This window comes from Pandoraea sp. (assembly GCF_041919235.1).
Taxonomy (GTDB): domain Bacteria; phylum Pseudomonadota; class Gammaproteobacteria; order Burkholderiales; family Burkholderiaceae; genus Pandoraea.
In genome coordinates, this window is sequence record NZ_JAYRUC010000001.1 from 92,196 (window position 1) to 111,535 (window position 19,340).

The window sequence follows — 19,340 nt, forward strand, 5'->3', positions numbered from 1 at the left end:
ATTTCACCGGCAAACTCAGCAAGATGGCCGCAAGATGGCCTCGTATCAGACGCAAAATCACCTATTGAATTCAGGCTTGAGCACAGCCTTGAGCAAGGCAGGCAGTGCCAGCAGCACAAGCGGCATCTGCACGATGAGCCCAGCAATAATGGCTATCGCCAGCGGTTGTTGCATAGCGGCGCCTTGCCCGATGGCAAACGCCAATGGTAGCAGCGCGAGAATGGCCGCCAACGTTGTCATGGCGATGGGACGCAGGCGGTTTTGCCCTGCTACGACCAACGCCTCTTCAAGCGGCGTCCCCTCGCGAATCAGGCTCTGAAGCTCCGACACGTAGAAGATTGCCACCTCGGTCACGATCCCGATGATCATCGTCATGCCCATCATGGCGGTGATGTTCAACTCGATGCCGGTTGTCCAAAGCCCGACGAATACTGCGCCGGCGGCGAGCATCGGCATCGCCAGCACCGCAGCCGCGACGCGGAAGCGCTCGTACAGGAACAGCAGCAGCGCAAAGACGAGCGCTACCGCCGCCGCAAACACCACCATCAGGCCGTGAAATGCAATCTGCTGCTGCTCATAGAGCCCCCCGAGTGCGTAGTATGTCCCTTTGGGCAGCAAGTGACGCGTGTCGAGCATCTGTCTCACGTCGCCGATGACCGACCCCAGATCGCGCCCGCTGATACGCGCGGTGACGGCGACCATCGGCTTGAGATTGTCGCGGCTGATCTCCGGCTGCCCCGTGACGGGAACGATCTTTGCCACCCGATCGAGCGGAAACAGATGACCGTCCGGCGCGCGCAAGAGCAGATGTGCGAGCCCCGTATCGGTCAGCGACTGCGCGGCTTCCAGTTGCACGCGAATACCGACATTCTTCACGCCTGCCTGATAGTTCGACGCCACGTTTCCGGCGAGCAAATCGGCCACCTGCTGCGCGACGGACTGCGGGTCGACACCCTGTGCCGCTGCGGCATCCGACTGAATCTGGATGTCGAGTGCATCACCGGCCGGATTGATACCGTCGTTGACGTCTACAACGCCGGACACATGAGCCAGCGCGCCTGCGACACTGCGCGCCGTGGCTTCCAGCGCGCTCTGATCGTCACCGTAGATTTTAATCTGCACAGGCTGAGGCACGGCCGTCAGATCCCCGATCAGATCCTCCATCAGTTGCGCGAACTCGACGCTCACGCCCGGCACCTTGGCTTCCACCTGCGCGCGGATATCGTTCATTACCATATCGATGGGTTGGCGGTCGCCGGCCTTCAGGCGCACGAAGAAGTCGCCCCGGTTCGGTTCGCCCAGTCCGCCACCGAGACCGGTACCGGTGCGGCGCGAATAAGTCTGCACGTTCGGATTGGCCTGCACGATCTGCTCGACCTGACGCACGAGACGATCGCTTTCCGTAACCGAAGTACCGGGTGCGGTGTGGTAATCCAGTACAAAACCGCCCTCGTCCATGCTCGGCATGAAGCCGCTGCCAACACGCGTGAACGCAAAGGCCGCCACGATCAGCAAAGGCACGATCCCGAGCAGCATTCGCGAAGGGCGAGTGGTCAGCGCCTTGACCACGCGCGTATATTGCGTGTCCACCCACTTCGCGACCTTACCGCCCCGTTCCGCATGGGCATCCTTGGCTGTCAGCCAGCGGTCGCAGAGCAGCGGAATGGCGAGCCACGTGACGCAGAACGAGACGAAGAGCGCACTGGCCATGGTGATCGACAGCGCCTTGAAGAACGCGCCCGTCACACCAGTGAGAAATGCGAGCGGGACGAAGATGATAAGCGTCGCCGCTGACGACCCGGCGAGCGGGCGCGTGAATTCCAGTGCGGCGGACATGATCCGCCCGTGGAATTTCTCCGCCCCATGCTCGTGCATGCGACGCACGATGTGCTCGATCATCACGATGGCGTCGTCAATGATCAGGCCAACGGCCGCTGCCATACCGCCCAGGGTCATGATGTTCAGTCCCATGCCGAACACGTGCAGCACGAGCAACGTGGCGGCCATGACGACGGGCACTTGCGCCACAGCGATTGCCGTGATCTTCCAGTTGCGCAGGAAAAGCAGCAACGTGAATGCCGCCAGTACCACACCGATGAGCATGGCATCGCGAACGCTCGCCGCCGAGGCAATGACCAGTTCGCTCTGGTCGTACCAATTCGAGAGCTTCACGTCGGCCGGCAACTGCGCCTGAAACGCGGCGAGCTTCGCACGAACATCGCGGGCAATGGCCACGCTGTTCGCGCCGGGCTGCTGATAGATGTTGAGCAGTACTGCGTCGCGGCCGTTCGCCGTCACACGCAGCCATTGCGGAACGGTGCCCTGTGAGACCTGCGCGACATCGGACAGATGCACCGGACCTGCCGGTGTGCTCGCCACGACAACATTCGCGAGCGTCTGCGGCGAGTTCACCGAGGCGCGAGCAATGGCGAGATACAGTTTGTCGTGATCTTCGAGCCGACCGCTGGCCAGCAAAACGTTGCTGGCCGCAACCGCTTTGACCACGTCACCGATCGCCAGCTTGTATTGCGTCAGCCGAAGCGGATCGATGGTGACTTCGAGTTCGTCGTGCGCACCTCCGACCGTGTCCACGCGGGCGACGCCACCTACGGCGGACAGCAATGGTCGCAGTTGGTACTGGGCGAGGTTATAGAGTTCGGACGGCGAACGCTTCGTGCTTGTCAGGCTGTACGCGATGATCGGGAACACCGTGGGGTCCATCCGGCGAACCTGCGTCGTGGTTCCGGCGGGCAACGACGGCAATGTTTCGGCGATGGCCGACTGGATTTGCAGCGTTGCCAGCGCCATATCAGTGCCCCAGTCGAAATTCACGGCGATTTCGGCACTCCCCCGGCTGGTTCGGGACTCCACGCCTCGCACGTTCGGTGCGCGATGCAGCGCCTCTTCGACCGGCATCGTCACCAGTGCGGCCATCTGCTCGGCGGGACGGTCGCCGGCATCGAGCGAGACGACGACGCGAGGAAAGGCGACATCCGGAAACAATGAAATCGGGAGCTGCGTCGACATCAACGCACCGGCGATGGCAATCATCGAGATGACGAACAGCAACGAGCGCCGGTGCGCTTGCATCCACTGGACGAAACTCATCAGTTGCCCCCAGCGATGGTCACCGCCATGCCTTCGGTCAACTCGTAGTTCCCGGCGACGACCACAGGCGCGCCTTTGAGCAGTTCGCCGTCGACACCGTACTTGTCGCCTGCGTCGACCTTGGGTCGAACGGCAATGCGATGGGCGCGGTGCAAGCCGTCGACCTGATACAGATAGGCGCCATCCTTGTCGCGTAGGACCGCGCTTCTGGGCACGACCCAGTGCTGGGCGGGCTGCGTCTGAATCGAGGCCGAGACACGGGTGCCGGGGATCAGCGATGGACTGTCCGGCACCATGGCGGTGACGACCACGGCCTGCGTAACCGGGTCGATCGCGGCGCCAATCGTGGCGACTTTGCCCGACACCGTCTGTCCCGACAGGTTAGCCGCAACAGCGCGCACTACAACGACGTCGCCCGGGCGGATACTGCCGGCCCGCGACGGCTCGACACTGAGCACGACGTTCGGCACCTGCGCACGCTGCCCGTCGCGCGCCAGCAGGCCCAGGGCTGTGCCAGCTGACACCTGGTCGCCCTGACCCGCATTCACTTGCACGACGACACCGTCGAACGGTGCGCGCAGCGTTTGTGTGCCGTTCGTTGCCCCCACGCGTTGCTGGACCGCGTCGGCCTGCGTTGCATCGTCCAGCGTCTTTTGCGCAGCATCGAGCTGAGATTGGGTGGCGAGATGCGCGTCGTAAAGCGCTTTTGTGTGCGTGAGGTCGCGCCGCGCCGTCGACAGCGACGTGCTCGCTTGATCGCGCGCGAGCGTCGCCGTCGCATCGGCGACCACATCCATCAGTGGCGTTCCTTTGGTCACACGTTGACCAGGGGCAATCCGCAAGGTCGCAACCCGTACCGTGTACGGCAACGTGATGGATTGAACCGCCGCCCCGGACGCCGAGACGGCACCGTAGGCGCTTACCGGTTGCGCGATGACCGCCTGTCGCACCGGTAGCGTGGTTACCGAGACCGCCGAGGTCTGTGCCGACGCACTGCCGCTGAAGCTCGTGAGCAGGCAGGTCAATCCCAACATGACCGCCTGGCCGAGGGAGAATGCGCTGGGCATGACGTTTGCCCAGCGGTTCATCGTGGAAGGTTTACTTTGGGTCATGATTCGATTCCTTAGGCGTGGCGTTCGCGGGCAACATGGCGAGCCCGGCCAGCGTTTCGATGGTGATGTCTTGTTCCTCGATCGCCTCGTGCAGTGACAAGGCCTCAACGGATTTCGTCAACCAAGCCATGCGACTGTCGGTATAGGCGCCCAGCGTCAAATTGCGGCTGCGGTATTGGCGCGTCGCCGCATCGCTCGCTTGCGAGAGCTTGGGCAGTGCCGTCTCGACCCCGAGCAGTTGCGCCTGCGAGATGGCGCGGTCGGCGCGTAGTCGTGAGATATCGGCGTAGGCTTGGTCCAACCGGATTTGATACTCGTCGTGCAAGCGCTTGCGCGTGGCCGACTCGATGGCCACGTTACCCTGATTGCGATTGAAGATCGGCAGACTCAGGTTGACCTGAAAGCCTGACGTGTAGACGTTCGAGGTGTCGCGCTGTCTGACGAAACCCACCGACAGGCTCGGGAATTGCTTGAGAATAGCCTGTCGATACTGGCCGTCCTGTGCGGCGTAGCCCGCTGCTAGCGCCTGCAAGTCGGCGCGTCGCCGGGCGAGGTGTGTCACGGCGTCGTCGAGCAGCGAATCCGACGGTGCGTTGGCGCGCTCGTCGCCGATCAGCGTCAATTCGGCCAGCGGTGACAGCCCCAGCAACGCATTCAGGTCTGCGTGTGCCTGAAGGTCGGCATGCTGCAAGTCGATGTATTGCTTGTGTGCGTCTTGCGCTGCGGTCAGTGCGGCGCTCACGCTGTCCGACGTCAGATTCCCGGCGTCTACCGCCTTCTGATAAGTCTCGTAGCGGGCCTGCGCCAGGTCGCTCGCTTCGCGCGCCAGCGGCAGCAAGGCGTCCTGCGTGCGAACCTTGGCGAACAGTCGCCGAGCCTGAGCAATCGTTTGCTGTTCTTGCCAAAGTAGTCCGAGATCCAGCTTCTGGACGTTGTGCTCTGCGGTGGCCTTCGCGCCGGGAATCGCGGCGATGGCCATCAAATCCATGCTGATGCCGTAATTGAAGGCACGCGTCGCATCGCTCGGCCCCGGACTAACGTAGTCGCTCGAAATGCCGACTTGCGGATCGGGAAGCAGACCCGCCGCAAACGATTGTGCGTGGGCGATACCCAGATCGTCGCGAGCGAGCTTCAGATCGGGGTTGTTCGACACGGCCAGCATGGCGATCTCGATGCTGTCCAAACCATCCGACGGATCGAAATGATGCGCCGCCAGTGCCGGAAAGCGCATTGCAGCGGCGTCGACATTGATGCGACTTATGTTCGTTGGTGCGTTGGGTTGGGTTGGCAGCGGCGCCTCGTGATACATCGTGCAGCCACTGAGCAGCGCAACGCCGAGTGCGGTAAGTCCCGCAGCGAAACGGCATGATATGGGGTGCAATCCGGGCCTCCAACGGCAAAGGGTGATGACGTTGGGGCGATTCTAGAAAGGGCAGCCTTAAGAACTGCTTAAGCCAAAGCGATGGGATCGACGGGGAATCGGCTGTCGCGCCTTATGGGTGTTGAGAAGTGCCGACTAAGCAACGCTTAAGAAAGGAGATGGCAGAATAGCCCCAGATTGGCCTCAGATTTGCCCTTTACCTGCGCGGTCGAATCGCGCACGAAGCACTTGGGAGTGCACACGGATGAGACTCTTGCTGGTCGAAGATGACCCGATGATCGCCGAGACGGTACTGGACGCGATGCGAAGCGCCGGCCACGCGGTGGACTGGGCCGCAGACGGCCGCGCAGCGGAGCTGTCTCTCGGCAATGCTGTCTACGAACTGGTACTCCTTGACCTCGGTCTGCCCAAGCAGGACGGTATCGAAGTGCTCAAGCGCTATCGCAAGTCCGGCGGCACCTCCCCGGTCCTCATTCTGACGGCACGCGACGCTCTGGCGAATCGTGTACAAGGTTTGGATGCGGGCGCCGACGATTATCTGGTGAAACCGTTCGAGCTGGACGAACTGGCCGCCCGTGTGCGCGCGCTGGGTCGCCGCCGGGTCGGGCAGGCAGCCCCACTCTATGTTCACGGCGCTTTGACGCTCGATCCTTCCGCGCATACGGTGCTGTTGGACGGGCAGCAGATTGATCTGTTGCCCCGCGAGTTCGCGCTACTGGCGGCCCTGATGGAAACGCCGACGCACGTCTTCACTCGACGGGAGCTGGAAGAGAAGCTGTACGGCTGGGGGGACGAGGTGGGAAGCAACACGATCGAGGTGCACGTCCATGGTCTGCGCAGGAAGATCGGCGCGCAACACATCGTGACCGTTCGCGGCGTGGGATATCGCATGGCGCGCGTCGAATGAATTCGATACGTTGGCGTCTTATCGTCTGGCTGCTCACCGGCCTCATCCTCCTCGCGCTGGTCGCGGGATATTTCCTCTATCGCACCGCGCGCAATGAAGCCGCAGAGTTGTTCGACTACGAACTGCGAACCGTCGCTTTGTCGTTACCCGTCACGTCCGAGGACGGGACGCAGGCGGAGGGGCCGGGCAAGGCTGACTGGGGGGGCCTTGCCGAGGATCGTCTGGTGATACAGCGGTGGGAGGGAAACAACATTCCCCAGTATCACAACGACGCAGCACTTTCGATGCCTCGCCTGACGCCAGGGTTCCACGACAAGGAGTGGGACGAGACACATTGGCGGGTCTACGGCATGCAACTGCCCGATCGATACGTGCAGGTAGCGCAGCCCATCGCGGTGCGGGATTCGTTGGCGGTCGGCATGGCGCTCAGAATCATTGCCCCCCTTTGGGTACTCGTGCCGGCCATCGTCATGTTCGTGTTGTGGGTTGTTTCCAAAGGACTCCAGCCGATTTCCGCCATTTCTCGATCGGTCGCGCAGCGTTCCTACGAGTCGCTGACGCCGCTGAGTTTCGACCAGCCGATTCCCAGCGAAATCTCGTCACTCGTCAATTCACTGAACGATTTGCTCCAAAGGCTGGATCAGGCCGCCTCGGCGCAACGGGTCTTCGTAGCCAATGCCGCCCACGAACTCCGCTCGCCACTGGCCGCGCTGAAGCTCCAGTTGCAACACGCACGCCAGCAAGGGGCGTTAGGGGGCGACTCGACCATCGCCGGCAAGCTGGAGGGCCGGCTCAATCGCCTGATCCATCTCGTGCAGCAATTGCTCGACCTCGCACGCGCAGACGCCGATCAGGTCGATATCACGAACGTCATCGATATTCGGTCACTGGCCGAACACGTCGTAGGGGACTACTCCTTCACGGCCGAGAGCCGGGAAATCGATCTGGGACTGGTCGGGCCGGAGGGCCCACTGTTTGTGCATGGCGACAACACCGGTCTCACGATGTTGATGGTCAACCTCGTGGACAATGCGCTTCGACACACACCGAATGGCGGTGCTGTCGATGTCCGCTTGTCAAACGAACCAAATGGTATCGCACTCGAAGTGATCGACAACGGCCAGGGAATTCCCCCGGAGGAACTCGAAAAGGTTACCACGCGCTTCTATCGGGGCACCGACGCCGTGGGGCAAGGCAGCGGTTTGGGTCTGTCCATCGTCAGTCGTGTAGCCGAACGTCACCACGCACGGTTGACGCTGGGAAACCGTCCCGGCGAGGCTGGCCTAATCGCGCGCGTGGCGTATCTACGCTCCGTCAAACGTTAAGGGAAGGAGACCTCGAAAACGTGGGTCAACTAAGGCCCCGCCATTCTTTTGAGATTCGGTAGGTTCGATCCTTGGCGTCAAGCCAACTGCCCTCGGCCATTTGCGAGGAAAACGAATGCCATCACGTCCCGAAGCGCTCCGACCATGTGTTCGAGATGATGTATCGCCAACTCAAGTCGTATCGGAAGATCTACCCCCAGACCATCTTCTGGTGGCCAAATGCTCCAACAGTTGCGTGACTTCGTCGTGGCCGCAGGCGCGTCGGCACGCAGTACATCCAGCGTCTGCCTGAGAACCTGCGTCACACCGAAGTGGTGCGCCAGAGTGTGATTAATGGCGCGGAAACTTTAGGGGCACCGGGGACGCAGAAGTACGCCGATGCGATTTGGGCATCAATTTCGCTCAAGCAAACGCACTCGCAATCACAAAGCCCGGCCGTCGCTGCACTGAGGTAAAAGTAGCTCAGGTGCCTACGCCTTCACCCAACCACGCTCGATCAATCGAGCAAACAATTTCCGGTGTACGCATAGGGCCACACGATACGCCGGGACTACCAGCCACAGCATTTGCCGCGTCACTAACCAGGCGGAAACAGCTGCGACGACCGCTGCACCCACCATATCCATCGGAAAATGCACGCCGAGAAAAATGCGCGCCCACGCGACTAACAGTCCGAGTAGCGCGGCGCTAACTCCCACCACCCGCGTACGCTGCTCCAAGGCGAGCGCGAAGGCAACCGACCAGATCAATGTGAGATGGTCGCTTGGGAACGAGCTATCGGAGGCATGCGACAGATAGGTGTGACCGATTCCCATCACAAACGGTCGCGGGTGTTGCCACACCCAGCCTATCGCTTGGTTCATCGCCAGTCCGACGGCGCCGGCAACTGCGGCGCCAACCAATGCTCGGCGTTGTGGTTCGTCGGCGCGCAGCCACGCCGCTACCAGCGCAATCGGGACGGCAAGTATTAGGTACTGAGCTAGGAATATCGCTAGCGCAAGCACGGGCGGCGACGGCAAAGCGTGCGCGTTCAGCATTAAAAATAGCGTAGTGTTAATGGATTCCATATCGCTCGTCTGAAGTTCTCGCTCGCATTGCCGTTACGTCGCTATGCTGCGCCATCGGCAGCTCAATCGTCCTTGTCCTGCGTCGACGAGATGACCGCCCCCGTATCCGCATTCACCTTCACGTCAAACACCTTGCCGCCACCCGCCACCTCGACTTTGTAGAGGTTGCCCTGCTTTTCCTGATCGAACTCGGCTTGTGAGGCCTTACCGCTGACGTGTTTCTCCGCGATACCTACGGCTTGTGTCAGCGAGATCTTGGCGCTGGCGGCAGCCATGGCATCGTTCTCTGAACGCTGGCCGGCATACGCGAGCGTGCCAAGTGTCGCAAGGGTGACAGCTGCAAGGGAAAGTTTGGTAAATCGGTACATGATTGAGTTCTCCGAAAAAATGCGCGACCTTTCGCGCAAGAACAAGCGTATGCGCCGACACTTAGCGGGGCATTAGCGGGTTCAGATCAGCAATCGAAAAGTCGGTCAATCTCGCCCTTATTCGTTTGGTCTTCGGCGCGATGGCGTGGGAAGGCAACGCAAAAGCCATCTCGCCCCCACATGCGTGATGGCATGTGCGGGCGAGGCAGAGTTAGCGTGTTGTCGACGAGCGGCGCAGAGCTGCCGCTGTAGTGTGGCTAACGGAACGTACCGGGTTCGGGTTGATTCTGTAGGGGGAGCATCTTGTGCAAGGTGCCGTCGCGCAATACCCAGTGATGGTAAAGGGCTGCACAGACGTGCAACGCCACGGCGCCGAGCAACACGTAGGCAAGCAGGGAATGCACGTCGCCCATGGCATGGCCGAACGACGACCCTGGTGCGGACAATGCGGGCAAAGGTACGATACCCATTAGCTTGACGGGGAAGCTACGTGCCGACGCATTTATCCAACCTAAGATGGGCACGAGGACCAAGAGCGTATATAGCCCCTTGTGCGCAATAGCGGCGAGCGTGTGAAATATCGACTTCATACTTCTGGCAGGCGCGGTGCGGCGACGCGCCCATACTAACCGGATGGCCGTAAGCCCAAGAATCGTCACGCCAAGCGAGAGGTGCCACGCGACGAGCCCGATGGCGGGCGTTTGTCGCGTGATATCGGGCATCGCCCAAGCCACAACAAATTGTGCGCCTAGCAGTGCCGCAGTGAGCCAGTGCATATGGCGGGACGCAGCGTCGTAGCGGGTAATGACTTGTTTCATGGGAGCCTCTTATCCACAGATTAAACATCATCTGGCGGGCGGTACGGCTAAGCGCCGTGGCCCATGAGCGAATTCTGAGGCACGACACTTAGCAAAGACTTAGCGACTGCTTGGCTGCCGGGCTTGTTTTCGGCGCGCGGCAGGCTGAGCCACCATGTTGGTTACGGGTTTTCATAGAGCCGCTGGATCGTCGCCTCGCCCGCCACCTGCATTTTCGGCGTCCAAACGGCGTGCTTGCGAGCCGCGACAGGGACTACCGGATAAGCGTTTCCGGGCTGGGTGAGCAGGCCGTGGCGCTCCGCTTGAGCCAGACGGTTGTCGACGGCCTGTCGCGTGATGTGCATACGTGGTTCATGACTCATCGCCGTCTTGGGATAGACAGTGTCGCCTTGCTGCAAAAGCCCATGCTTTTCGGCACTGACGAGTTGTCGAACCACTTGCGCGCGCGTGAGCGAGTCAGAGCTCGCAATGCTGGGTTCGGCAGAATGGCTTGTCGCGGCTTGAGCGCTCGTTTGCACGGCGCCGATCAAGCCCAACACGGCAACCAGTGCAGCAACATATGAATGCTTCATGATTGAACTCCTAAGGTTGACGATCAATATGAAGGTGCGATCACAAGCGCGTCGCAGAACCTTCAATTTCATCGTAGGCGTGAAGCCTTAGCAGACCCTTAGCGCGAAGCATGCGTTGATACGCCCTCGGCATGGCGAATCCGTCGGTGCGATCAGGCTCCTGGCGGACTGATGACTTCTCAGGAAGCCACTGCGCAAACGGACATGGAGGAGGTGTCTGATCATTCTCGCAATTCTAGAGACACCCGTTGGCACACAGTGAAGTGGCTATAACAACATGATCACAGCGCGGGCAATCGCAGCGAGTGCGACCAGCACGAGCGCAGGACAAATCGCAGCGGCGAAGAGGACGGCAATCATGTGTCCCGGACGGACGCGCCACGGGCTACCTGTTGCCATGCGCCAGCGGATAGCTTCCGGGTCATATCCGGCAGCGCGCAATAATTCGTCAGAGCGCATCGGCCACGCATATTCCGCGCTCGGTAATCCCGGCACTGGCCGCCCCGCAGCAGAGTCCATGTTGACGAAAAGTTAGGTGATTTCGATCCCTGCCCAACCTATGCCCACGCTCCGCGCAGGCGAGGGATACGATGTTTGGTGTGGGCGCAATTGGGATACTACGCCGCCACGGGCAGCGTCTGGCGCTCTGAGAGTTCAATCGGCCCCACCTTGGCTTAACCGCAGCTCGCATGTCCTTCGGTGCTGGCTCGTCGGTTGCGGTGCAATAAGCCTAGAATGCACCTCGTAATGATCGATGCAATCCATCGAGGCGGTAAGCTACTCCATGCAGTTCCAATGCCGCTGCCCATACGCATGAGCCGATGGAACACACCCACCGTCACTCTCACGACGAACACCATCAGCACGAACACGACTTTGACTGGGACGGGAGCGCGCCCCATACGCATTCCCACCGCCACGCCCAAATTTCGCATACGCACGCTCATTACCTCGATGTTCATCATCGGCATGTTCACTGACGCCTGACGATAATGCCGAGCATGCGATGAACGCACTACCCAAGACGGCAAAAGCTGGCGAGTCGGCGTCAGACAAGCTCGCTCCTGGCACACTCGGGCAAGCTCAGTCGCCACCATCGCCGGGCGGCCGCAGTGCCGCCAACGGCTGGAGGTCCGCAAGGATGGCACGCAGTACTTTAATGTTGTCCTCCAGTTCCTCAAGTATGTCCTCGGTTTGGTCCACCAGCATTGCTTTGGTCGTTGCTACCGTCAGACATGCACCATTGAAAACGGTGTGCGCCATGCCGTGAAGGTCTAGTAGATCGTCGCGCAGCCCTTCCGGCGGGCACAACCGTGCACGCAGGGCGTCGAGTTGGTCGACGGCGCGCAAAATGGTGCCCGTGTCGAAATTCTCGGCTAGATGGAGTAGTGCGACCGCGTCCACTGCGCCGTACGCCGTCTGCTTCACCATGGGACGCTCCTTCATGTTTGAGACCGCCGAGCCGAGGACCGAGCGCTCCCGCCGAATAGACTGTCGCTGATCCATGATTCCGGCAGCTTGTTCAAATGCAGTTGGTAGTCGCCAAAGCGCTTGACGTTACTCGTCAGGTAGGGACTCAGGAAGCCAATGTCATCAGCATTGACCCGAGTACCCTCGTTGGCCATCTCGCGTAGCACCCGCATCATGTCGACGGTGTTTTGTAGGATCACGGACGATGCAATCAAGTCGTTGTAGCGCAAACGCTTTTGCTGCTCGTCAGGATCGTTTTCCGCAATCACATCGCCGCCAAACGAGAACCATTTGGCAAACCCATTGTATGACTCAATCTTGTTTGTCGTAGCGGTGACTTCTTGGCGCAGCTCGCGGCTGCCAATCCATTCAAGCAGGAAGACAGTGCGTACGACCTTGCCCAGCTCTTGCGCGGCGAGAAAGAGTCGGTTCTTGCGACTGTACGAGCCCAGTTTGCGCAGTAACAGCGGTGACGATATGGTGCCGGCTTGAATCGACAAGGCCACCTGCATCAGGTCTTGCCAATGCGAGGCGATCAGCTCCCAGTTCACGGGATCGCCAAATAGGCGGTCGATATGGCGGTAAGTGGTGTCGGCGTCGGGTCGGGAAAAGCTGAGATCGTGCCAGTTTCGAATGCGTGGCATCAGTTTAATGCCTAGCAAATGCGTGAAGGCAAATACGGCGGCCGACTGGCCTTGCGTGTCCGAATGCACCGTATCCGCCTCGACTGAAAGTCCGGCCTTAAGTAGGCCTTCGATCACATAGATGGCCTCCCACACGCCAGGTGGGATGAAATGGCGAAAGACCGCGATGTAGTTGTCGGCCACATGCCGGTACGCGACTGCGCCCATCTTGCGGTATCGGAAGTGATAACCGGCCAGCAGGTTATCGTCGTAAAAATCGTATTGCGTGCCGTCGGCCGCAACGGTTTTGCCGTCCCCCCAATGTTTGGGTAAATCCAGTCGAAGATATAGCTCGATCAGCTCGCGCTGCGCCGTCTCGAGCTTCTCCAGACTCATGTGGCGGCGATTGACGAAAGACAGCATGTGCGGAGAGACTCCCCCAGCGATGTGCCGTGCCGCTTGGGTCGGGCCCAAGTTGCAACCCATCGCGAAGATGGCCAGTAAATAGCGCTCGGCCGCACGTTTAAGCTTAGGATCGCTGCCGGAGAGCGGACCGAAGTGGCGGGTGAAGTGCGTCCAATGCTCGATATTGGTGAGAATGTCCAAGATGTGCCGAGTCGGCATACGTTGGAGCAACGCCTGTTGCAACGTGATGACGCTCCCAGGAATGTCGCGAGCCACGGTGCGCTTAAGCACAGGCTCGCCGCTGTGGCCAATCGTCACATGCTCGCGCTGATGGGGAAACGTCTGGTCGAGCGTGAGTGCCGTCTGTGATAACCACTCTCGGAGTTGCGCAACAAACTCTGTGGCGCTGCTGGGTATGCCGACTTTGGCACAGTAGTCAGGCAGGCGTCGTTCGCACTCCTGCCAGGGCAGCAAGTGCGTCCGGTAATCGGCAAACGCCTCAGAGCCGACCACACATAAATCGCCCGAGCGCAATTCATTCGCCATATAGGAGAACACGCAAACTTCCAGGTATCGACGATTTGTAGGAGGGCCTTCATGATGCGGTCTGCGTACCAATTTTCGCCAGCGTTCCGAGGCGAAGCTCAGGTCGACCTCCGCGTCGATCCATTCTCGGTGCAACGACTCGTTCTCGAGCATGATCTGCAATGCGCGCACGAGTGAGCGATCCTGTGTGGTCGAATCTAGTTCGAGTGCCTGCGCAAGGCGTAGCAACATGGACCGGTGGGCACGGAAGTGCTTCCAAAGCAGTGGTAAGTGATTTCCACCGCTAAACGCGCGCACCGCCGCGCAACTCTCGCGCAGCGGCTCCAGGTCTCCCTCGGGTGCAAGAAACCTGCGGATCTGCTGTCCGATCTCCACGTCGCTCGGGGCATCTGTCAGGATATCGACTACGCCGTCAAGGAGGCCAACTAAAGCTTCCATTTGACCACGCTGTCGAGCCTGAATATCGGCGAGTTCTTCACGCGCACGCTTGTGGATGGTGCCTATGCGTCGGATGAACATCTCCGCCAGGTCGTCACGTGTGCGCACGCGCATGCGATCGATCAAGGCCAGCATCAGCGTGTAGCGCTTCTCAGGTCTCGTTTCCTTGAGGTTGGCAGCGTCGAGCTGCATGGCTTGGTTGGCCAGCGAACGCAATTTGGTCGCGGGGATGCCAGATAGAGGGCGCGAGAAGTCTCCCAGTCCTTCCAACCAGCTCAGATGATCAAGCAGGATTTCGAGATGTTTGCGCGATGGCCGCTGCGCATTGCGCTTGATGCCGTGGTAAGCGCTCTGGCGGCGAGTGAAGTCACGAGACAACAGCCTATCTAGGCGTGTTTTGTCCTCCGGCGCTAATCGGCGCGCCACGCGCCGGAACAACGTGGTCTGTGTCGTGGCGTGCACCTGCTCGGCGATCTTATTGAGTGTGGAGAAAGCTGGCAGCTCAATGTGGCGCGCGATCAACTCATCGATGGTCGCATTGATGATGTCGACTTGCTGATCCATGATTGCCGCGGCTTCGTGTGCTGCACGAATGGCAATCTCTTCGGCCTCGGCGCCATAGTACGGCGTCACGCCGAGGTATTTTCGAACGGTGTCGAAGTGCCGGTAAAGCGTTGTCGAACCTTTCGATTCAAGGCGTACATCTGTCCCGATTCCGGCAGCCGAACGCACATGCGCGACAATTTCTTCAGGGAGAGCTTCCGGCGGAGGAAAGTAATGGAGTTGCCCGAAGACTTTGAGAAACACAAGGAGTCGCAGCCGCCCGGCTGGAGATCGCCCCGAGCGACGCACCCACTCAAGTTCTTCCACAGTCGGCGTGTAGAAGGCCTTCAATTCCCCGTTGGATAGGGTTTTGGGTAGCCGCGGGTAAGCCGTGCGTTCAAGAGTGGCCATATCGGATATCCATGATCGCCGAACGGCCGCTCAGTCTATCCGAAGACAGTACGAGAAAATATTACGCTCAACTAGGGAAAAGTTGCATAGAAACAAAAGTCAATATAACTTTTGGTGTTATGTGCGAATTTCGCCGTTATCTTGGCATACCCCCATTGGGCCTGGGCAATCTGAGCGATCAGATGCGCAGCGGCCCCGAAGCCGTAGATGCCGATTCGTCGCGCATCGCCCGCCATACTGAGCGACCGATAGCCAATCAGACCGGCACACAACAAGGGGGCAGCGGTCGCGTCGCTGTAACGATCCGGCAACTTGAATGTGAAGTGCGCCTCCGCTACGGCGTACTCGGCGTAGCCGCCGTTGAGCGTATACCCGGTAAAACGCGCCGCCTCACAAAGATTCTCCCGGTAGCTCAGGCAAAACCGGCAACAACCACACGTTGCACCGAGCCACGGTACGCCCACCCGGTTCCCGATCTCAAGGTCGCGAACGTTTTCGCCTATCGCGATCACCGTCCCGACAATCTCATGGCCGGGGATGATCCCATCGGGAACCGCCGGGAGATCGCCGTCGACGACATGCAGGTCGGTGCGGCAAACGCCGCACACGCTCACGCGGATCAGCACCTGTGTGGGACTGGGGACAGGTATCGGTATCTCCACAAGCGTGAGCGCCCCTGCCCTTTTTGACAGTTGCATCGCCCGCATGCGTGGCCTCCGCTCGAAAGGCTTGCCGCCGCTAAGTCAGACTCGCCATTTCGCCGAGGCGTTTCGTATCGAGGAGCGTTATTTCGCGTTGCCTGACACGCAGCGCGTTCTGTGCCTGCATGCGGGAAAGCATCCGGCTGACCGTTTCCAGTTGCAGGCCCAGATAGCTGCCAATCTCCTCGCGTGTCATGCGCAGCAGGAACGAGCTGGGTGAATATCCACGCGCGGCAAGGCGCGCCGATACGTCCAGCAGGAAGCTCGCGAGCCGCGCTTCACCGCGAACGGTTCCCAAACGCAGCAACTGGTTTTGTTCCCGCACGATTCCTGCGGCAATCAACCGATGCATTTGTCGCATGATGACGGGCATTTGCCCCGCAGCGGCTTCCAGATCAGAGAACCTGATCGCGCAGACCTGGCTGTCCTCGAGCGCCACCGCTTCCGAAACATGTCGTCCGGTCGCGATGCCACCTAGGCCAAGCAGTTCGCCACCCAACATATACCCGGTGACTTGCTCTCTGCCGTCCGGATGCATGATGAGTGTCTTGAACGACCCGGCGCGCACAGCATAGATATGCTCCATCGTATCGCCCAGCCGAAAAAGCGACTCCCCTCGGCGAACCGTGCGACGCACCCGGGTGACACCGTCCAAGCTACGCGCCGACGCATCGGAAAGTCCTTCCGGGAGGCAAAGCTGGCGCAGAAGGCACGTGCTGCACCGGTGCACTCCGAAATCGCTATCGTTGAAAGCGCGATGCACACGAATGGTCTGTACGACGGCCTCTGGTGGAGGGGGGGCGAACTGACGTGGTGAAGCATACATGGCGGGCTCCGGCGGATTAGCCTCAGAAAACGGACACCCTTAGTATTGGAGACGCGCAGCGGAATGGAAATAAGCGGGCGGCGCGATATGTTGTCAGCCGATACGTCGACGTGTAGGCCGCGGCTTACAAGGCGCGCCCCCTAAAGGACATCGCGCAGGAGATTGTGCCGAATCGCGTAATGCACCAGCTCGGTCTGGCTGTTGATCTCGAGCTTCTGCAACACGCGCGCCTTGTAGGTGCTGACCGTCTTGGTGCTCACACACAGCGTATCGGCAATGTCGCTCAGGCTCAGGCCACGGGCGAGCATCAGGAACACGTCGAACTCCCGGTCGGAAAGCCGCCGATACCCCAGACCGTCGCCGGCGCCCGTTGCCAGATCCTGCGCAATGCGCTCTGTCATGGCCGGGCTCAGGTACACGCCGCCAGAGACAACCTTCTTCACTGCCAGCACCAACTCCGCCGGCGCGCATTCCTTCGTCATGTAACCAGCGGCCCCGGCTTTGAGCGCCCGCACAGCGTACTGTTCCTCGCCGTGCACGGTCAGTACCAGAATGGCAAGGCGGGGAAACGACGCCTTGATCTGCGCAATGAGGTCGATGCCGCTGCGTCCGGGCATCGACAGGTCAAGGAGAAGCACGTCGCACGGCGTTTCCTGAAGCAGCGCAATCGCCTGCGCTCCGTTCGAGGCCTCACCCACGATCTCCAGATTCTCGCTGCCCGACAGGATACGCTGCAATCCGGCCCGCACAAGCGTGTGATCGTCCGCGACAATGATGCGAATCATGCACCGGCCCCCGGGGTCGAATATTGCATAAAAATATATCGCGTTCGCGATAGGTGCACGCGCAAAAGGTTACGCCTGCGTGTCACCGATTCTACACGCCTCACCTCTGGGCGGGCATCCGACGCGGCGCAATGCCCATGCGAGCGCCCACCGATCGGGCAGAAGTGTCATGGCACGTCGCCGACGGCCTCGGCTGGATCGGACGGAACGAGTATCACGGGACGCCGTGCTTGTCGCACGCAGTTCTCCGCCACACTGCCCAGTGCCAGACGGCGAAAGCCGCGCCTGCCGTGTGTGCCGAGGACGATCACATCGGCCTGGTACTCGTCTGCGGCAACGTTGATCTGGTGCGCGACATCGCCGCCGATTGGCATGACCTCCCGAATCTCTACGTCCCCCTCGACAGCCGCCCCTTTGAGCCGCTGTGCGGTGCGTTCGCGAATGCTTTCACCCTGCAGCCGCATGGCGTCGATGAAAGGGAACGGATCGACGTCGGCAACGTAGGCGACCGGGATGTCGACGATAAACAGTGCGCGCACGTAGGCCTTGCGCACTTTGGCGAGTTCCAGCGCGTAGGTAAGCGCCTTGTCTGCCGTAGGGCTACCGTCGACAGCGACCAGGAAACGTTCGAACATGCTCTCACCCCTTCGCGCCAGTCATTGGCGTCTTGGACGGCGTCGGTGCCACGTCGACCGCGCCGGTGACCAGCATGACTGGCCGATGGGCTTGCCGCAGCACCTGCTCGGCAACACTGCCGATCAACAGCCGCCTGACACCCTTACGCCCATGCGTGCCGAGAATCAGGAGATCCGCGTGCCACCGTTCGGCTTCTCTGACAATGGCGTCGGCGACGGTTCCGCCCCATGCGCGCAGATCGATCGAGCGGGTGTCGACCTGAATACCTTCGTCGTGCAATTTTTTGTAGGTATCGCTCAGCGTGCGCTGGCTCTCGGAGATCAAACCTTCGCGAAGCGATTCCAGATCGATGTACGAGGCGAATGCGGACTGATAGTGGGCGAACGGGTCATCGATAATGGTCACTGCCCGAACGATATCGTCGGGCATGGCGAAGCGGATGGCTTCGCGCAACGCATGCCACGAGGTTTCGCTACCGTCCGTGGCGAGCAAGATTCGATGAGACATTTAAGGGTCCTGGAGACTGTCAGCGGGGGAAATGGGCACAACCCGAACCCGAGCGTGGATGACGCGCAAACACGCGGTGAAGTCCGAATCGGCCAGTTGCCATTGCGGTGATTACACGGTAGCGCAGGCGGCTAATCGGCGTATCGACACGCGCACGGTCCTTGACTCACATCAACGTCGGCACCTGCGTCAGGCCGCGATCGAAATCGTTCGGGCTATGCTGCGAATACCGGGAACCCACTTGCGCCCGGAACTTGCACGAGGTGCGTCCATGCAGATGAGCTTCTTGGGGGCAGCCGGCACTGTCACCGGTTCCAAGACCCTACTCACGGCCGCCGACCGGCAGATCCTGATCGATTGCGGCGCCTTTCAAGGCGTGAAGAATCTGCGCGCGCGAAACTGGGCCGCGCCGACGTTTGACGTTCATCGTCTCGATGCCGTTGTCCTCACGCACGCGCATATCGACCACAGTGGCTATCTGCCTGTGTTGGTACGTTACGGGTTCGCGGGACCTGTCTATTGCACGGCGGCAACGCGCGACTTGTGCGAAATTCTGCTGCTCGACAGCGCGCGACTTGAAGAAGAGCAAGCGGCGTTTGTGAACCGTCACGGAAAATCGCGGCACCACCCTGCACTTCCGTTGTTCACCACCGAAGACGCGCACCGTGCCATTGCCCTGCTCAGACCGGTGCGCTTCGATAGCCCGTTTCAGATCTCGCCCCAGATCGCGCTGACGTTCTGGCATGCCGGTCATATTCTTGGCGCGGCAATGGCGCAGATCGACGTGGACG

15 protein-coding genes and 3 pseudogenes are annotated in these 19,340 nt (G+C 60.5%); 4 read left to right on the forward strand and 14 right to left on the reverse strand.

From position 1 onward, the window contains the following. Positions 1-57: 57 nt before the first annotated feature. Genes ACE3UG_RS00420 through ACE3UG_RS00430 form a run of 3 tightly spaced genes read right to left on the reverse strand, consistent with a single transcriptional unit; the run spans position 58 to position 5,601 of the window. Positions 58-3,108 carry an efflux RND transporter permease subunit gene (locus ACE3UG_RS00420; protein WP_301233102.1) on the reverse strand — a complete coding sequence of 1,017 codons (3,051 nt, stop codon included), beginning with the start codon at positions 3,106-3,108 and terminating at the stop codon, positions 58-60. Next, positions 3,108-4,220 (reverse strand): efflux RND transporter periplasmic adaptor subunit, encoded by a 1,113-nt coding sequence (locus ACE3UG_RS00425; RefSeq protein WP_301233103.1) that lies wholly within the window; start codon positions 4,218-4,220, stop codon positions 3,108-3,110. The genes ACE3UG_RS00420 and ACE3UG_RS00425 overlap by 1 nt, the downstream gene beginning before the upstream one ends. Then, on the reverse strand, positions 4,207-5,601 hold the full coding sequence (locus tag ACE3UG_RS00430; RefSeq protein ID WP_374618280.1) for a TolC family protein: 1,395 nt from the start codon (positions 5,599-5,601) through the stop codon (positions 4,207-4,209). The genes ACE3UG_RS00425 and ACE3UG_RS00430 overlap by 14 nt, the downstream gene beginning before the upstream one ends. Positions 5,602-5,845: 244 nt before the next feature. Here ACE3UG_RS00430 and ACE3UG_RS00435 point away from each other — a divergent pair, with 244 nt between their 5' ends. Further along, complete coding sequence (locus ACE3UG_RS00435; RefSeq protein WP_301233105.1) at positions 5,846-6,508, forward strand: response regulator; 663 nt, start codon at positions 5,846-5,848, stop codon at positions 6,506-6,508. Continuing rightward, positions 6,505-7,833 carry an ATP-binding protein gene (locus ACE3UG_RS00440; RefSeq protein ID WP_374618282.1) on the forward strand — a complete coding sequence of 443 codons (1,329 nt, stop codon included), beginning with the start codon at positions 6,505-6,507 and terminating at the stop codon, positions 7,831-7,833. The genes ACE3UG_RS00435 and ACE3UG_RS00440 overlap by 4 nt, the downstream gene beginning before the upstream one ends. Positions 7,834-8,303: 470 nt before the next feature. Here the strand turns inward: ACE3UG_RS00440 and ACE3UG_RS00445 are convergent, their stop codons facing one another. The 4 genes from ACE3UG_RS00445 to ACE3UG_RS00460 all read right to left on the reverse strand — a co-directional run bounded on the left by ACE3UG_RS00445 (position 8,304) and on the right by ACE3UG_RS00460 (position 10,658). Then, on the reverse strand, positions 8,304-8,900 hold the full coding sequence (locus tag ACE3UG_RS00445) for a phosphatase PAP2 family protein (RefSeq protein WP_374618284.1): 597 nt from the start codon (positions 8,898-8,900) through the stop codon (positions 8,304-8,306). A gap of 62 nt (positions 8,901-8,962) precedes the next feature. Continuing rightward, positions 8,963-9,268: a PepSY domain-containing protein gene (locus tag ACE3UG_RS00450; RefSeq protein ID WP_301236943.1), complete on the reverse strand. Its 306-nt coding sequence runs from the start codon at positions 9,266-9,268 to the stop codon at positions 8,963-8,965. Positions 9,269-9,525: 257 nt separating this feature from the next. Further along, complete coding sequence (locus ACE3UG_RS00455) at positions 9,526-10,086, reverse strand: cytochrome b (RefSeq protein ID WP_268567784.1); 561 nt, start codon at positions 10,084-10,086, stop codon at positions 9,526-9,528. A gap of 161 nt (positions 10,087-10,247) precedes the next feature. Next, entirely contained in the window at positions 10,248-10,658 is a 411-nt protein-coding gene (locus ACE3UG_RS00460) for a DUF4148 domain-containing protein (protein WP_374618287.1), read from the reverse strand. 806 nt (positions 10,659-11,464) lie between these two features. Here ACE3UG_RS00460 and ACE3UG_RS00465 point away from each other — a divergent pair. Then, a pseudogene (locus ACE3UG_RS00465) lies at positions 11,465-11,638 on the forward strand (EamA family transporter); the annotation flags it as partial. Between the two features lie 103 nt (positions 11,639-11,741). Here ACE3UG_RS00465 and tnpC read toward each other — a convergent pair. The 7 genes and pseudogenes from tnpC to ACE3UG_RS00500 form a co-directional block, all read right to left on the reverse strand. Next, positions 11,742-12,089 carry a Tn3 family transposase post-transcriptional regulator TnpC gene (gene tnpC, locus ACE3UG_RS00470; RefSeq protein WP_301236948.1) on the reverse strand — a complete coding sequence of 116 codons (348 nt, stop codon included), beginning with the start codon at positions 12,087-12,089 and terminating at the stop codon, positions 11,742-11,744. An 11-nt stretch (positions 12,090-12,100) separates the two neighbouring features. After that, complete coding sequence (locus ACE3UG_RS00475) at positions 12,101-15,094, reverse strand: Tn3 family transposase (RefSeq protein WP_374618288.1); 2,994 nt, start codon at positions 15,092-15,094, stop codon at positions 12,101-12,103. A gap of 155 nt (positions 15,095-15,249) precedes the next feature. Continuing rightward, positions 15,250-15,801, reverse strand: a pseudogene (locus ACE3UG_RS00480) (alcohol dehydrogenase catalytic domain-containing protein); the annotation flags it as partial. A gap of 31 nt (positions 15,802-15,832) precedes the next feature. Then, the gene (locus ACE3UG_RS00485; RefSeq protein ID WP_374618290.1) at positions 15,833-16,621 is read right to left on the reverse strand and encodes a helix-turn-helix domain-containing protein; all 789 of its coding nucleotides are present in this window, start codon (positions 16,619-16,621) and stop codon (positions 15,833-15,835) included. A gap of 140 nt (positions 16,622-16,761) precedes the next feature. Continuing rightward, positions 16,762-17,406, reverse strand: coding sequence for a response regulator (locus ACE3UG_RS00490; protein WP_374618291.1), 645 nt, complete (start codon positions 17,404-17,406; stop codon positions 16,762-16,764). Positions 17,407-17,573: 167 nt separating this feature from the next. Continuing rightward, positions 17,574-18,041 (reverse strand): universal stress protein, encoded by a 468-nt coding sequence (locus ACE3UG_RS00495; protein ID WP_374618293.1) that lies wholly within the window; start codon positions 18,039-18,041, stop codon positions 17,574-17,576. Between the two features lie 4 nt (positions 18,042-18,045). Further along, entirely contained in the window at positions 18,046-18,549 is a 504-nt protein-coding gene (locus tag ACE3UG_RS00500; protein WP_374618294.1) for a universal stress protein, read from the reverse strand. A gap of 271 nt (positions 18,550-18,820) precedes the next feature. Between ACE3UG_RS00500 and ACE3UG_RS00505 the strand changes: the two are divergent. Then, positions 18,821-19,340: pseudogene (locus ACE3UG_RS00505) on the forward strand (MBL fold metallo-hydrolase); the annotation flags it as partial.